General features: G+C 51.4%; 15 protein-coding genes and 1 pseudogene. All 16 read right to left on the bottom strand.

Annotated elements, in window-relative coordinates:
- On the bottom strand, positions 1-682 hold a 682-nt coding region (pxpB, locus tag AC01ZF_RS10295), incomplete at its 3' end, for a 5-oxoprolinase subunit PxpB (RefSeq protein ID WP_476575342.1).
- The gene (locus AC01ZF_RS10290; protein WP_424676205.1) at positions 682-1,440 is read right to left on the bottom strand and encodes a LamB/YcsF family protein; all 759 of its coding nucleotides are present in this window, start codon (positions 1,438-1,440) and stop codon (positions 682-684) included. The genes pxpB and AC01ZF_RS10290, both read right to left, overlap by 1 nt.
- 64 nt (positions 1,441-1,504) lie before the next feature.
- A complete protein-coding gene (locus tag AC01ZF_RS10285; protein WP_424676206.1) occupies positions 1,505-2,665 on the bottom strand; it encodes an MFS transporter in 1,161 nt (386 codons plus the stop codon).
- Positions 2,662-3,942 (bottom strand): glycosyltransferase, encoded by a 1,281-nt coding sequence (locus tag AC01ZF_RS10280; RefSeq protein ID WP_476575341.1) that lies wholly within the window; start codon positions 3,940-3,942, stop codon positions 2,662-2,664. Before AC01ZF_RS10280 ends, AC01ZF_RS10285 begins: the two co-directional genes overlap by 4 nt.
- Positions 3,943-4,239: 297 nt before the next feature.
- Entirely contained in the window at positions 4,240-4,932 is a 693-nt protein-coding gene (locus AC01ZF_RS10275) for a glycosyltransferase family 2 protein (protein ID WP_428132665.1), read from the bottom strand.
- Between the two features lie 162 nt (positions 4,933-5,094).
- Positions 5,095-6,426 carry a GumC domain-containing protein gene (locus tag AC01ZF_RS10270; protein ID WP_476575340.1) on the bottom strand — a complete coding sequence of 444 codons (1,332 nt, stop codon included), beginning with the start codon at positions 6,424-6,426 and terminating at the stop codon, positions 5,095-5,097.
- A gap of 60 nt (positions 6,427-6,486) precedes the next feature.
- On the bottom strand, positions 6,487-7,908 hold the full coding sequence (locus AC01ZF_RS10265; protein ID WP_428132670.1) for a glycosyltransferase family 39 protein: 1,422 nt from the start codon (positions 7,906-7,908) through the stop codon (positions 6,487-6,489).
- Positions 7,895-9,268 (bottom strand): sugar transferase, encoded by a 1,374-nt coding sequence (locus tag AC01ZF_RS10260; protein WP_428132673.1) that lies wholly within the window; start codon positions 9,266-9,268, stop codon positions 7,895-7,897. The genes AC01ZF_RS10265 and AC01ZF_RS10260 overlap by 14 nt, the downstream gene beginning before the upstream one ends.
- Positions 9,269-9,428: 160 nt before the next feature.
- Positions 9,429-9,875, bottom strand: coding sequence for a hypothetical protein (locus AC01ZF_RS10255; protein ID WP_428132675.1), 447 nt, complete (start codon positions 9,873-9,875; stop codon positions 9,429-9,431).
- A complete protein-coding gene (locus tag AC01ZF_RS10250; RefSeq protein ID WP_428132677.1) occupies positions 9,872-10,156 on the bottom strand; it encodes a methyltransferase domain-containing protein in 285 nt (94 codons plus the stop codon). Before AC01ZF_RS10250 ends, AC01ZF_RS10255 begins: the two co-directional genes overlap by 4 nt.
- A gap of 230 nt (positions 10,157-10,386) precedes the next feature.
- Positions 10,387-10,542 (bottom strand): class I SAM-dependent methyltransferase, encoded by a 156-nt coding sequence (locus tag AC01ZF_RS10245; protein ID WP_428132679.1) that lies wholly within the window; start codon positions 10,540-10,542, stop codon positions 10,387-10,389.
- A 108-nt stretch (positions 10,543-10,650) separates the two neighbouring features.
- Positions 10,651-11,451 (bottom strand): WecB/TagA/CpsF family glycosyltransferase, encoded by an 801-nt coding sequence (locus tag AC01ZF_RS10240; RefSeq protein WP_428132681.1) that lies wholly within the window; start codon positions 11,449-11,451, stop codon positions 10,651-10,653.
- Between the two features lie 38 nt (positions 11,452-11,489).
- Positions 11,490-12,551 (bottom strand): NAD-dependent epimerase/dehydratase family protein, encoded by a 1,062-nt coding sequence (locus AC01ZF_RS10235; RefSeq protein WP_476575339.1) that lies wholly within the window; start codon positions 12,549-12,551, stop codon positions 11,490-11,492.
- A gap of 769 nt (positions 12,552-13,320) precedes the next feature.
- On the bottom strand, positions 13,321-14,445 hold the full coding sequence (locus tag AC01ZF_RS10230; protein ID WP_476575338.1) for a glycosyltransferase family 4 protein: 1,125 nt from the start codon (positions 14,443-14,445) through the stop codon (positions 13,321-13,323).
- An 11-nt stretch (positions 14,446-14,456) separates the two neighbouring features.
- Positions 14,457-14,906 (bottom strand): transposase, encoded by a 450-nt coding sequence (locus AC01ZF_RS10225; protein WP_476575337.1) that lies wholly within the window; start codon positions 14,904-14,906, stop codon positions 14,457-14,459.
- Positions 14,907-14,945: 39 nt separating this feature from the next.
- Positions 14,946-15,349, bottom strand: a pseudogene (locus AC01ZF_RS10220) (SAM-dependent DNA methyltransferase); the annotation flags it as partial.

The following is a 15,349-nucleotide window of genomic DNA, read 5'->3' as shown; positions in this document are numbered from 1 at the left end:
TTTGCGTTGACCACCCTCTGCGTCTTTGCCTCCTCTGCGCCTCTACGTTCACAAACCGCACCCGATCACCGGGTCGCAGGAGACACGGTGGATCGGCAGTTGGATCGAACAAACGCACGTCGGTACGTCCGATCAAATGCCAACCACCGGGCAAGACAGCAGGGTAGATACCGGTCATACCGGCCGCGATTGCCACCGAACCGGCCGGCACCGCGACACGGGGCGTTGCCCGCCGTGGTAGATACAGTACCGGTGGGAGCCAGCCCAAATACGGGTATCCCGGCGCAAAACCGATCATTAGCACCCGCTGCTCGGTTGCCGTATGAATTGCGATCACCTCAGCAGGTGACAACCCCACCTGTTCAGCAACATTGTTAAGATCAGGCCCGGCGTCACCGCCATAATGTACCGGAATCGTTACTTCACGCCCGTCCGGCGGCGCATGTGATCGCGAGTGGGCAATCAGACGCTGAACATGATCAGTTACTTCGGTGTAGTCAGTTGCTAACGGGTCGAAGCACACCAACAACGTATCAATCGCCGGCACCAGATCGACCAACCCCACCGGCGGATGGTGCTCTAACGCAGTCATCAACGCGAGCGGCGCACCTGTGGGAGCTTCATCAACTGACCACTGCACCAGTAACGCCGCCTCACCCATTGGGACAATACGTGCCGTCATTATCGTGGTGTTCGCACTGTAATCCCTGCTGCCTCTAGACCGTGGCGCAGTGCCGCTGCGCGGGCGGCAGCCCCTGGCGTGTCGCCGTGCAAGCAGATCGTATCGGCTTGTAATGGTACCGGCGTACCGTCTATCGCGATCACGACACCATCGCGCACGATACTGAGTGTCTGTTTGAGACACGCTATCGGGTCAATAATCAACGCATCGGGACACCGTCGGTCACGCAGTCGGCCATCGGCCTCGTAAGCCCGATCAGCGAAGGCTTCGGCCAGCACCGGCAGCCCTGCCTCAATACCGGCAGCGATCAACGCCGAACCGGCCAAGCCAACCAGGGCGAGATCGTGGCTAAACGCGGCGACCGCACGGGCAATAGCTATGGCCACCACATGATCACGTGCAGCCACGTTGTACAATGCACCGTGCGGCTTCACATGGCTGAGTGCAACCCTTTCGGCGCGTGCAATAGCGGCCAACGCCCCGATCTGCGCCAACACCCATGCTTCAATCTCAGCCGGTGACATCGGCAACACGCGCCGGCCAAACCCGTGCAGGTCGGGGTAGCTCGGATGCGCTCCTACTGCCACACCCAGCTCACGGCAGCGGCGTATTGTATGCCGCATCACGATTGGGTCACCGGCATGCCCACCGCAAGCGATATTGGCCGAACTGACGAATGGTAATACGCCTTCGTCGTCACCGATCTGAAACGCACCATAGCTTTCGCCGCAATCACAATTGAGATCGATTGAGAGCATCCTACCCCTACCCGTTGGCTATCGTCGCAATTACTTGCACATGTGCCTTGCCTTGCTCACATTGTTATTGGGCCGACATACCGGCCAGTTGTGCCGATCGCGTCATTCCGCGATAGGCCACGGCCAACATCACCACCATCAGACTAGCATCGGCCACGACCAACAGTGATCCCATTGCCGGCCCAAACCAGCCGATGAACAAGCCAAATAAGGCCGGCAGAAACAGACCTCCGCCGGTACCAATCGTCAGCGCGACACTCAGCGCAACTCCGCTCCGTCCAGCCGCATGCGTAATCATCAGCATCGTGGTGGGAAAAATCGGCCCACACGCTAGACCCATCAGTGCCACTGCCGTTAATGCTAGTCCAGATTGGGTGGTACCGATAACTAACAACGCTCCACCCAGCCCTAGACCAACCAAACACAACAACAGCAACTTCAGCGGCCCCAAGCGATCACCCCAAAAGGTAGCGGCCAACCGTCCACCGGTCAACATTCCCCAGAAGAGGCTCGTACCTAATGCTGCTTGGGGTGCGGCCAGCCCGGCCCCTCGTTCGAGGATCAGCGCAATCCAGCCGCCGATCCCGATCTCGGTACCGATATACGTAAACATGATTAGACCGAACATCACTGCGGCCAGCCAGCGTGGCGCCCCGGACATCTGCGCTGTTGACGCTTGGGTAGGTTCACCGAGTCGCAGGGCCGGCACCACCAACACCAACATCACGATCGCGGCCAGCCAAATCGCCGCTTGCGGTTGGCCGAATAGTCCAATCATTGTGGCTACCAACAACGGGCCACCGATTGAGCCAACGCTGAAAAAAAGGTTGAGCGCATTGAGCGCTCCGGCAGCACCTTGATACAGACGTGCAATAAGCAGATTCCCCCCGGCCAACATTCCGCCATACCCAAACCCTCCGATCAAGGTACCGGCCAATAAACCGAGGAGCGTTGGGCTAAACCCGGCCCACAATATGCCACCACCCATTAGAGCAGCACCACCGGCGATCACGGTACGCATACCCCAGCGCCCAATTGCAACGCCCACACCTACCGATGCCAGGACTGCACCGAGTGAGAAAGCAGTAAAGACGGCCCCTAGTTCGGTAACATCACGATTCACCTGTACGGCCAAACCGGGTAAGCTCGGCCCGATTGCCGACAGAATCCAGCCGACACCAAAATAGAGCAAACCGACAATGATTAACGCCCACGTTCGCTTCACGATACCCGCACCAATCGCCGTTCCGACCAAAACGCCGCATGCACCTGCAACAACTCATCGTAGAGGGCAATAATGCGGCGCGCCACCGCCGGCCAGCCATATTCAGCCGCACGCTGTACTGCTCCCGAACGCAGCCGCGCGGCCAGGGCTGCGTCGGTCAGAATGCGCTCGATCTGGGCAGCGAGCGCCGCATCATCATCCGGCGGAACCAGCAAACCGCTGCGGCGATCTTCAATCGTCAGCGCCAACCCGCCCACATTTGACGCCACTACCGCCGCCCCGCACGCTAACGCTTCCAGCGCTGCCAAGCCAAACGATTCGTAATGCGAGGGGGCGGCCACCACATCGGCGGCGGTGTAGTAAAGCGGCAACCGCTCTTGCGGTTGTGCGCCGGCAAACTGCACCTGTGCCGTAATGCCAAGCTCGCGCCGCAGCCCATCTAGCCGGCGCTGTTCACTATTCCACCGCTCTGGCTGCGTTTCATCATCGCCGCCGACCAGCACTACCTGCAATCGCTCTTTCCATTCTGGATGTTGGACTAGCAACCGCGCTGCTGCTAGGATCAGCGCATCCATCCCCTTCAGCGGCTCCATCCGCCCCACGCATACCAGCATTATCGCATCAGGTGTAATCCCGAGCGCTGCCCGCGCCTGCATACGATCGCCCGGTTGAAATCGGCGTAAATCAACCCCACACGGAATCACCCTGATGCGGTTCGCGTCAGCGCCGTAGTGCCACACCATCTGCGCCCGGTCAAGAGGTGTAGCGGCGACGACGGCATCAACCTCCCGCATCAAACGCCGTTCAATCGCAATGCGGTGCTTAGTCTCCACCTCTTCTTCCGAGCGAGCGACACTATTCTTCATTGCTCCCAAGGTGTGAAACATCTGTACGACCGGTGCGCGCCACACATGACGGAGGCGCAGCGCCGCTTCACCCGACAGCCAATAGTGACTATGGATGAGATCATAACTCACATCTTCATTATCGGCAAAACAGCGTACCCGGCTAACAAACTCCGGCAAGTAGGTCAGGAGCAGATTTTTATCGTAGGGTGCAGCCGGACCGGCGTGCAAACTGATCAAGCGGACACCACGTCCTAGCGGAAGCACCGTTGGTGTTGTTCGATCTTGGCTACGGGTAAAAATATCAACCCCTATCCCGCGCTGTCCCAACTCACGGGCCAACTCGCGGACATACACGTTCATGCCACCGGCTTCTTTCCCGCCAAGGCGGGCCAACGGGCTACTATGCACACTCAGCATCGCAATGCGCATTGATTCCTCGCTATGAATGAAAAGCGAGCGTGCCGGAATGTTCCTGCACCGCCCGCCCCTCCGCGGAATGACGACAGGCCCATCACCTGCCTTCCCTGAGAGTTGTATCACAAATTATCTGATTGCACAAGTATTACCGATGACCGGCATGTTCGAGCAAGCATCGCGCTTCCCACGCGCCCACGCCGTAGCCCAGTTCAACGCCGATACACGCATGTATGGACGCTTCATTCCGCCATCGCATCCCCGCTGTCGGTGGATTCACCGGTTGGTGTCATCAGCCCCGCGATCATGGTGTTAGTGCCAAAACCGATACTTTAAGAGCGCAACAATGGCGTAAATTCCCTGAATCGGTTTCATTTTCTTACCTTCCTCGTAGGTGCGACCTAGATAACTCACTGGAACTTCGTAGATTCGGTAGCCGCTTCGTAATAATTTAGCAGTAATTTCTGGCTCGATACGAAAATCATTACTCTCAAGTCGTAAATCCCGTAAAATATCGGTGCGCATCACTTTGTAACAAGTTTCCATATCAGAGATCCAGCAATCAAAGAGAAAATTAGTCAGGAAGGTAAGAAACTTGTTGCCAAGTGCATTCCAAAAATACATTCCGGTATGACGACCGAGAAACCGGCTCCCGAATACCACATCGACTCGTCGATTGACAATCGGCTTCACCAACTCGTAGTAGTCTTGCGGATCGTACTCTAAATCGGCGTCTTGAATAATCGTGATCTCGCCCCGGGCATGGGCCAACCCACTCCGGACTGCGGCACCTTTCCCGCGATTCTGGGGATGGCGGATCACCGTCAGATACGGACGGTCACGCGCCATCTCGGTCAAGAGCGCCGGTGTTGCATCCGTCGAATGATCGTCAACCACAATAATCTCTTTGTCGAGGTTCACCGCTTCTACTTGGGCGAGAATGTCTGGCAGTGTGGCAGCTTCGTTGTAGCATGGAATAATCACCGAAATGAGCGGTCGGTTCATAGATGTATGAATTCCAATACACAGAATACGGAATGCCTTTAACGATGAGTCTCAATATAGCTGGATAGATGATAAAGGAAATAGCGCCAAAAAGTCCCTAATAGGACTTTTTGGCCAGCGCAACCTAACCAGACAACACACCGATCTACAGCTTCCTCATCACTAATCACCGGTCGGTTTCGGTTGGGTTGATGGGTTGCGGCGGGCAATAACTATAGCTTCACGTACTATAACGACCATTGCGGAGAGGACAATCCCGGCGAGAGCAGCAATCGCAGCTTGCGTAATCACCTGTCGTTCCAAAACCGAAGGCGGCTTATTTACCGTGCCGAGGTAACGCACGGTTACTTGAGGTGCGGAATCGGCCAATTGCAGTTCATTAATCCGTTGCGATAATACTTGCACTAATTCAAATGCAGTATCACGATCTCGTGTCAATTCACGTTGTTGACCGTAAAGCTGTTCTAATCGGGTTTGCGCTGCGGCTAGTTGTTCGTACAATTGTTGGCTGATCTCAGGGCTTAACTCTTCCGGCTGAAGTCGACTCAACCGCTGTATTTCGGCGCGAACTGCACGGTATTCAGTATCAAGAACTTCTATCAATTGATCGAGCTCCGCTAAGGTCACAGTTGCCCGATCTGTGAGCGAAGAATCGATTTGCAAAATCGGGCGGTCAGCTCCACGATCGCTCAGATTGCGAATCCTGAGCAACAATGCCGCTACCGCATCGGCGGTATTGCCATCGGCATTTGGTTGCCCGGCCAGCCGGGCCCGTAAGAGCTGTGCATCCCGCAAGACCTGTTCCAACTCGTTGTTACGGCGTAGATACGAAGCAAAACGTTCAGTGCCCGAAGAACGTGCGCTGTTGACGATATCACTCAAGCGCTGTACAGTTTGTTCAACTTCGGTGAGTTCACCTTTCGCAATGAATGCTTCAACAGCAGCCTGTGCAGTGCGATAGCGTTCTTGGGCTTCTACTAACTGTTGCTGTACCGACTCAAACAATGCCACATCACGGCTGTAGATTTTGACGACCAAGCGGACATACTCTTTGGACCATACTTCAGCAATCTGGCGTGCTAGGTCGCTACTGTCGGCGCGAGCGGTAATTTCTATCAGATCGCCATTGGTTTCGACCGTAATCCGATCAAGTAATTTTCTTAATGCACTGTCACTAGAGTTGGCGGGTAATATGCCCGCCGCACTAAGGGTATCGGCAACGCTCGCTGCCAAGGTAAGATCTTCGGCAAGCCCCAACAACGCTTCACGCTGATTGGTCGTCGTCGTGAAGAGGAGTGAGTCGCGACTGGTAAAACGATTATCGAGGGTAACCTGAGAACTGACGGGTACGATTAGCAGTGATGAACTGGCCGCATATGGTGGTATGCGCAGGACAGCAATCGTCCCACCAATCACGGCCATACCTATTATGAGCCACCAGCGTCGTAATAGTGCTTGCAGGTAGGGTTTCAAATCAATTTCATCGTTCATCATACGCTTGCCTGTCGATCCGTGGTATTCCTGACCGATTGTAGCAGATAGTCCTGCGCTTTGTCAATGATAGTAAAAAATAAAGAGGGTGACCAGTGCTGCGCCATCCAGACCGACCAGGATTGCGAGGAGCACATACGGGCTATACTCCCGCCAGTGCGCGGGCCAGAGATGTTGCCAACCGAGCAGAAGGAGCCACATCGTCGGCAACACTGCCCAATATAGATAGCGACCGCGCGGAATGTAGGTGTTGCCGGTTTCCGGTAACGGGTGGAGACGACCAAACAACGCGAGCCATGCGATACCCACTGCCAACAAACACAGCCAGATCCACCGTTGTTGTGCGAGTGAGAGGTCTTTGTGCCGGATGAAGGTACTACGCACAAGGCCAATGAGGGCAGCAATGCTCAACCCTCCGACCAGCCAATCACCTAGTGGTGGTAACACGGCAACGTGGCCCCACGTGAGCCGGACCCAGAAGTGGCTATGGGCAACTTCTACGGTGCGCCGGTACCACGGCCATGCCCGTTCCCAATCAGTCCACGACATTAGCCATGGCACCAGTGAGACGCGCAGATAATCGCGCTCAATCGTGGCCAGCCAAGGTTGTGTCTGCACGCCCTCGTCGGTCACTGTAACGCTGCTCACGACCAACGTTCCAATAGCAACTACGCCCATCAGTACATATATCCACCGGTGGATCGGGCGCCGGTAGCCAGTCCAGAGAAGCGCCAGCATCAGCGGTACCACCAGTGGCAATGCCGTGCGTTTGGTCAGTATGGCGACGGTGGCACCCAAGAGCGCCAGCGCTAAGCCGGACGGACGCCAGCCGTCACGGAGCATGATAGCCATACCTAAAAACGCTGCCGCTGCCGCGAAATTCATCAGGACGTCACTATTGAATGCACTCATCAGATCGACAAACGCTGGCGCCATTGTCACTAATGCCGCCAGTACGATTGCCATATGTGGCTCGTCGGGAGCCATAATCCGTACCGTGCGCCAAACGGCGAGGACGGTCAGCATCATCAACCCCGCACTGACGAGTCGGCCGACGTACAGTTGCAGTTCAACCGGCAAATAGCGCAGCGGATAGAGGATCGTCGCCATCACGAGGTAGTAAAGCGGTGGATGATGGCGCTGGTCGGTTGGAATTCCCGGCGGATGTGGACTGAGCAAGTCGGGTCGTACATCCGGCGGCCAAAAATGATGGCGATACATCGAATCAGCTACTTCGCGGGCAATTGCGACATTGTCCGGTGCTGCGATCCCTCCACGAACAATGTAGGCTGCATAGAGAAAGTGGCCCGGTTCGTCGTAGTGTTGCCACGGCGGAACGAGAAAGACGTACACGAGCGAGTGTATCAGAACGAGCGGTGCGAGCCAGCGGATGATCCGCCATTCAGCAACATATTGGGCGAACAAATGCCGCCACTGAAGGGCGAAGGCTGAAAATGCCGGCTTCATTGCCTCAGTACGCGCCATACCCTTGCCACACCACTACCAGCGTCTTGGCTAAGATGCGTAGGTCAAGCCAGAACGAGTAGTTTTGAATGTAATACAGATCATCTTCGGTATGCAAGTGCATCGGTTTCTCACTCCGTCCGTTCACCTGCCACCAGCCCGTCATGCCGGGCGGGACACGGAAGCGCTGCCATTGCCATGGCTCATACTCAGCAGCGATGTACGGCATTTCGGGGCGTGGTCCGACGAGGCTCATTTCCCCGCGCAAGACGTTAAACAGTTGCGGCAACTCATCGAGCGAGGTACGGCGCAGCTTCCGGCCCACACGGGTCACCCGCGGATCGTCTTTCTGCTTGTGAATGAGTTTCCCGGTCGTCGCATCACGCTTTGCCACCTCATGCCAGCGCCGGTCAGCATCGATATACATACTGCGAAATTTGAACATCTTAAACCGACGACCGTGCTCACCGATACGCTCTTGCGTAAAAATCACCGGGCCGGGTGATTCGAGCTTTATCAAGAGCGCAATCACCAGCATCAGTGGTGCGAGGAGGACAATCAGCCCAAAACTCACGACAATATCAAACAGTCGTTTCACAATGCGCTGCGAGAGAGTGAGGGCCGACTCACGGAGTGAGACGAGGGGGATCCCACCAACGCTATCAACTGGTGTCCGAGCGAAGACCAAATCGAGCGCGGTCGGAACCGTATGGAGCATCACCGGCTCGCGCAACAGCAGGAGGGATAACTCGACAACGCGGTCGTACTGTGCCGGTGGCAACGCAAAAATGACTTCATCAATCCGGTGACGCTGCACAATAGTGACTAGATCGTTCAGACTGCCAAGCCGGGGCAGTGCAACCGGTTCGTCGCATTCATCTGAGGCATAACCGACGATTTGCACCCCCGTCCAAGGTCGACAGCTGAATTCATCTGCGAGCCGTGTTGCCGTAGCCGCATTACCAACGATCAGCGTCTGCCTCCCGGCGCCGACGCGGCGCCAGTGGTTGATCATGGTGCGGAAGCCGAAGTGGAAGAGACTAAGAATGACCAGATCAAGCGCAACAAAGGTTACGAACGTACTGCGTTCAAGCGTTGTCCCGTTGAGCAGATAGAGCAACCCGGCCAACGACGTTGCTGCCAGGCCAATGGTGAGGAACAAGCGGATGGTAGCTTCGGGCAGGGTATGGGTAAAGAGTGCTTGCTGAGGAGCGAGAATGATAAACACTAACGACCAAATCGTGATCACACTACCGTAGAGGATCACGTGCTGGATTGTGAATAACGGGGTACCGGTACTCCATGCGAAGCACAGCATGGTTGCAATCAGATCCCATACGATGACGCTGCCGATCAAGCGCGCACTTAAGCGTTCGATCATTCCTACTCCTCACGTGGAGGCGCTTATCTGCAGTGTGATCAGCTTGATTGCGCCTTCACCCAGGCTCGGCGGTTTCCCACCCATAACGTGGAGTATGTCGAGGGGTAGTATAGCACACGGTATAGTAAAGGACAAGTTATTTAGTCGTTCAAAGGTTATCCTATTTTTGTGCTTCAATGTATAGGGATCCGGGTTTATACTGACGACCATCGGTATCGACATCTAACCCATAGCGTTCCCAATTGGGGATATTGCTTGTGTTATACGCAAGCACCGTGATATTGCGGAATCCTGTTCTTTCAAGCAAGACTCGCAGATTAATCCGGTCATACATCCACTGGTGGGTTTCGCCTCGCCGCCGAGCATCACCCAAAACAAGCTGTTCGATGAATCGACGCAACGGTTTCTTATATTTCGTTGAAAAGGCTGCTTTCCGCACCGATTGCTCAATAATTGCGGCTACATATTCATCATGCCGATACTGCTCGTGGCTCGATTGCTCTGACAGTTGGATATGCAGTATATAATCGCGACAAAGTTGTTCTAAATCGGGTACGACAATACGTTGAAACCCGTTTGGCCGCAGGACGCGCCGGACTTCATTCATAAATTCTCAGCGACATCGCGGTCAAGATGTTCTAGCACGTGTGAGTGGTATACGACATCTACTGAATTTTCAGGAAATGGAATCCCTTTTGCGAGATTATGCGCTCGAATGTTGGACGACAGCGCACGAAACCGTGCAAGTCGCTCGGCGTCAAGCACGAGTGGTGCCAGCAGACTACCGAGCCGCGATTGCTTAAGCCGTGCATACATTGACCAATCAATATTTACCACGTCCGGGTGCGCACTGACTTTCGTTCCACATCCGAGATTGAGGACACGCATACGTTGCTCCTGATCCGGTAGTGATAGAACATAGAAAAAATATAGTGACGGCGAGTGTCAGTTGATATTACAAATGTCGAACAGCGTGCGTTCATATTCTGCAACGGTACGATAAACGACGACGTTCCATAGCAATTAAGCTACGTGTTATTTGCGTACAGCTATCAAGGACTTTGTGAAACCGACAACCTTTTCTTACCAGATTTCATCATCTGGAAATAAGGTCTGACTTACTGACATTCTTTAGCAAATAGTTTGTGATTTTCTAATGTTCTTAGATGTTCAATGATTGAGTTGCTATATACAATATCGAAAGAGTGATCATAAAATGAAAAATTTCTTCCATCTGCAACCACCCAAGGAACTCCACCAACATCAAGAGGCATTACTCTACTATGCGTAAGAAGTGTTTTTCAAAGATTTTCATTATCCTTCTGCAAAAAGCGTAAAATTGGCAGATGAACGTTATGGATGTTTATGATTAGACTCTCTTTCTATCCATATCTTATTGGTTTAGGTGCGTGTCCTGTGGGGTCAAAGCGCTGTAATTGCGCTAATTGGGCGAATAATAGACTCACATAGAGTGGATTGAGCAATAGATACCTTCGCCACAGCCGACGCGGTTCTTGCCATAAACGAAATGCCCATTCCAGACCAAGCCGCTGGAGCATTGGAGGGGCTTGGGGCAGAAGGCCGGCGTGGAAATCGAAGGCTGCCCCTACAGCGATAATTGGCATTGATAATAAATCGCGGTGTTCGTAAGCCCATACCTCTTGTCGAGGACAGCCTAATCCAACGAAAGTTATGGCAGCGCTGCTGGTTCTGATATGAGCGGCAATAGCCTGCTGTTCTTCCGCGGTCAGCCGACGAAATTGTGAAGGCCGTGCTCCGGCAATAATAAGATGCGGAAATCGCCGCTGTAGATTGTTACAAAGCTGTTGTAGCACTTGAGGCCGACTGCCGTATAGGTAGATCGGTAGTCCCTCGAGACTTGCTCGTTCACAGATGCGTAGCATCAGAGTCGGTCCGTAAACGCGTTCGCTGATGCCGAGGCGATAAAGGATGTTTAGCGCCCAGCGTACCGGTTGCCCATCAGGGACAACAATATCGAGGTGGTTGAGTCTGTAGCGTTGCTCAGCGTCTAGAACTCCGGTCATTACGCCATGCACAGCAAGAGCTGATAGAGTGAGTGGTTGACAATGATGAGCAGCAGTTAATACTCGGTTAACTGCTGCTTCGTAATCAATAGCATTGATAAGAACACCTAATAGATTGTATTTGCCTTTATCGACCATAATAAGCAATTCCTCGTGACAAAAGTTGGTTGAAATATTTAGCACCAGCGGTCACGATTAGCTTCAAATATCTCCTGCAAGATATCAGGGATTGTATACTGAATACGCCACTCTGGATAATGCTCTTGAAAACGGCGCAGATCACTGATCCACCACATATGATCACCGATGCGGTTATCATCCGAATAACGCCATGTAAGTGGCTTACCGGTTATCGATTCACATAGCTGGATAGCCTCTAATATCGAACAATTACTCGCTCTTCCTCCGCCTATATTGTATACTTCAGCAATACGCGGTTTACGAAAAAAAGCGTCAAATGCCCTAATAAGGTCGGCACTGTGGATGTTGTCGCGAACTTGCTTACCTTTGTAACCAAAAACGGTATATGGTTTGCCAGTCATGGTACAGCGCATCAGGTAAGCGAGGAAACCGTGGAGTTGAACTCCGGCATGATTAGGACCGGTAAGACAACCACCACGAAAGCAAGCAGTATACATACCAAAATAACGACCGTACTCTTGCACAAGAACATCGGCTGCCAGCTTTGATGCTCCAAATAGACTGTGAAGACTCTGATCAATCGGCATATCTTCACTAATACCGTTTGTATAAGGATGAGAAGGATCGATTTCCCAACGCAATTCATGCTCGACCAGGGGCAGTCTATTCGGAGTATCACCGTAGACCTTGTTTGTCGACAAAAAGATAAACACTGCCGTTGGAGCATAGCGACGGGTTGCTTCCAACAGATAAAGCGTACCGGTTGCATTAACCGAGAAATCAGTAATCGGTTCACGTGCTGCCCAATCGTGACTCGGTTGGGCAGCAGTATGAATGACCAGGCGAATATTGTTACCGTAGTGGGCAAAAATACGCTCAATAGCTTCACGATCGCGAATATCAACTTCGTAATGTTTGTATTGCCTAACTTCGCTCTCCAGCCGTTGTCGATTCCATTGTGTTGATGCCTCATCACCAAAGAAATAGCGTCGCATATCATTATCGATACCGACGATATCCATACCCTGATTGGCAAAGTATGTGACCGCTTCCGAACCGATCAGGCCGGCCGACCCGGTAATAATAGCGATACCCATAGTTAAACCTATGATCTAGTAGTATGAATTACCCACCTCATTATAACAGTTTCTTGGTACAAGTGCAAGATCTGTTGACAGTTTTCCTCACTAGTGAGTGCGAGCATTATATGTAGATCGCCTAAATGTAACCTCGTGGTCAATGTCTTGATGATTACCTGTATGAAAGAGCAATTTCCCGAATTCAGTAAGAAAATACGATTTTTATTACAACTTTGTACTTGGAAGTTCAGAATTTTTGAGTAAAATTGATAGGAACTACATAACAACAACTTGTTGCCTTGTTGCCAAGTTTTCATAAATCGATGAATAATTCTGTAATGCTGTAACGACAGACGTCGAAAAGGAACCATCACGGTAGCACTTGCAGTAAAGATCCGGAAATATTAGTTTGTCAAGACAAGATTCACATACTGATCCATTGCGTAGGAAAAAGGCATCAGCATAGAAGAGACGGTAAATTATGTAGTGATTGAACAACAGGTACTTATTCTTGATGAGTTACATAGTAAGCAGACAGTGATATAAGAGGCAATTTTTATGCAAATCATGTCTGGCCATTCTCTTAGAATAAGCTGGACTAATGCGGAAAAGAATCTCAAATCGTTTTCTAGGTAACAGATAGAAGAGATATTGTAATCATATTATTGTGTTTAGTAAAACAGACAACTTGGCGACCGTACCTTTTGAGAGGATCAACTTCGGTTTGGAATCACTGACTTCGCTACCAGGCTGTTGGTAATATATGTGAACTCGTAAAATTCTCATCTTATAAACCTCGTGCTATATCTTCAAAGAGGTCGACATATTGAGCTGCTGCTTTATTCCAAGAAAATATTTTTGCTCTTTCGATGCCACGCTGAATCATATGTTGGCGAAGAGAAGGTTGTGTTGCAACGGTGTATAAAGCATTAACTATATCTTGAACATCGAGTGGATCAAAGTAGTACCCAGCGTCTCCTCCAATCTCTGGTAAAGCAGCACGATTTGATGCCACAACTGGAACTCCGCTAGACATTGCCTCAACTAGCGGTAACCCGAACCCTTCAAAAAGCGACGGGAAAGCATATATATATGCATTTCGATACAGGACAGTAACATGTTCTTTTGGGATGAAACCGGTGAACAACAGTCGATTACTAATGTTATATTGCAATGACTTTTCTTTAATACGATAATCGTCAGATTGTCCGTGAGTGTTTGTTTTTGGACCTGCTAGGACAAGAAAGAGTGGTTGATCTGGAAGATATTTAACTAAGATCCCAAAGGCCTCAACCAATCTCGGTAAATTCTTGTGTGGTATAGAGAGACCCACATGTAAAATATATTTTGCTGTTTCTGGAATATTGTATTGATACAATATACTACGATCATTTCGAGGGTCTACTTCTGGTAAATCTCCGCCTGAGTAGATGGTAGAAACTCGTGATTCTGGTAGTTTGAAGAACGTCAAGATGTCTTGACGAGTATATTCCGATACAGCTACAATATGCCGGATGTTGCGTGCCGGATATTCAGTAAATATACGATTAATCAGCAGCCACCATCGAGGATACCATTCAGGATGGCGCCAGAGTGCCATATCATGAATTAGGGTTACTGTTGGAACAAGTTGGTGATAGGGACTAAACATGCAAGTTGCGAAGACAAGATCACAGCGCCGTTGTTTTGCTTGTACTTGTGACTCTATCTGTGACCAATATAAGTGATAGAGATGATTTCGGACTTTTTCTAGTTTTGTGCGTGGTTGTGTAATAATTTTTCGTGATGGTTGTAATAAAACAAATTCGTGTTGATTGAAGTGTTTTTGCCATCTTTGTAATAAATTCTCTATAACCGTACGAACCCCAGTTTTAAATATATGGTAAGGATACATGTCGATTCCTACTCGCATAGATAACCTCCTTAGTGTTTAACATGCCTGGAAGTGACAAAGCAATTAGATGATGAAAAAACTTTCAGCCCGGTGCTGTCGATGACGATATCAAGATGCCCGCTGACCTTTTTCGGCAATCTCACGTTCCATCCCTTGCCCCGCCGCGACAGGGTGGTGTGGTCGGGGACAGGCAAGTCCACCCCCATCAACCCAAATATCGCACGCACAAACCCTGCCGTGGCGCGGTTGGGCACATGAAAGAGTTTCTTCAGGGTCCACATTATGGTGATGGCCCAGTCGCTGTCCTCAAATTGGGCGCCGCGCTGCTGTTCGCCTGTATAGCGCCATTTCTCGCTGACCTCATCCGACAGCCAGATGGTAAGCGAACCGCGCTGAACCAGCGCTTGATCGTATTCAGACCAGTTCTTGACACGGTATAATAGCTTTGAGCGTGAGCGTGTGTGCTTTTGTTTTGTCATAAACCAAAGTTACACGGTCACGCTCCCTTTGTCAACCTTTCATGCACCAAAGCCAAGTTGTGCCGTAATTGGCCGCTTTGCATCCCAGAAAATGAATGCAGACCAGAACTCTCTGGCCGGTTCGGATGTAACCAATTCGTACAATAGGTTGCATTCTTCTTCAGACTGACATGGGAAAAAATAACATGTGTCGTCGAGAACCACCGGGCTTCCCAGAAAAGGTGGAACTTGAACAAACTCGAGTTTCTTGTATAAACCCGAAATAGCAATCTTCCAAGGAGCAAATGAATATGGTCCAACTCCAGAGACTGAGAAGCGCGGACAGTTCCTGTATATTGAACTCTTTCGTTTGTCCAAAAAATGTGCATGGGCAGTAAGGTAATTCCATGCCTTGGGAGCTTCCAACCTAAGACGACTCGGATCGCCACTCATTGCCCGTTGAG

It is taken from the genome of Chloroflexus sp. (assembly GCF_056331925.1).
The sequence above is the reverse complement of the archived record's forward strand: the minus strand, read 5'-3'. Positions and strand labels throughout refer to the sequence as shown.

Coding starts and splice junctions, on each gene's coding strand:
- AC01ZF_RS10290 (WP_424676205.1), bottom strand. CDS start 1,440: ATGCTCTCAATCGATCTCAATTGTGATTGCGGCGAAAGCTATGGTGCG.
- AC01ZF_RS10280 (WP_476575341.1), bottom strand. CDS start 3,942: ATGCGCATTGCGATGCTGAGTGTGCATAGTAGCCCGTTGGCCCGCCTT.
- AC01ZF_RS10275 (WP_428132665.1), bottom strand. CDS start 4,932: ATGAACCGACCGCTCATTTCGGTGATTATTCCATGCTACAACGAAGCT.
- AC01ZF_RS10270 (WP_476575340.1), bottom strand. CDS start 6,426: ATGATGAACGATGAAATTGATTTGAAACCCTACCTGCAAGCACTATTA.
- AC01ZF_RS10265 (WP_428132670.1), bottom strand. CDS start 7,908: ATGGCGCGTACTGAGGCAATGAAGCCGGCATTTTCAGCCTTCGCCCTT.
- AC01ZF_RS10260 (WP_428132673.1), bottom strand. CDS start 9,268: ATGATCGAACGCTTAAGTGCGCGCTTGATCGGCAGCGTCATCGTATGG.
- AC01ZF_RS10255 (WP_428132675.1), bottom strand. CDS start 9,875: ATGAATGAAGTCCGGCGCGTCCTGCGGCCAAACGGGTTTCAACGTATT.
- AC01ZF_RS10250 (WP_428132677.1), bottom strand. CDS start 10,156: ATGCGTGTCCTCAATCTCGGATGTGGAACGAAAGTCAGTGCGCACCCG.
- AC01ZF_RS10245 (WP_428132679.1), bottom strand. CDS start 10,542: ATGCCTCTTGATGTTGGTGGAGTTCCTTGGGTGGTTGCAGATGGAAGA.
- AC01ZF_RS10240 (WP_428132681.1), bottom strand. CDS start 11,451: ATGGTCGATAAAGGCAAATACAATCTATTAGGTGTTCTTATCAATGCT.
- AC01ZF_RS10235 (WP_476575339.1), bottom strand. CDS start 12,551: ATGGGTATCGCTATTATTACCGGGTCGGCCGGCCTGATCGGTTCGGAA.
- AC01ZF_RS10230 (WP_476575338.1), bottom strand. CDS start 14,445: ATGCGAGTAGGAATCGACATGTATCCTTACCATATATTTAAAACTGGG.
- AC01ZF_RS10225 (WP_476575337.1), bottom strand. CDS start 14,906: ATGACAAAACAAAAGCACACACGCTCACGCTCAAAGCTATTATACCGT.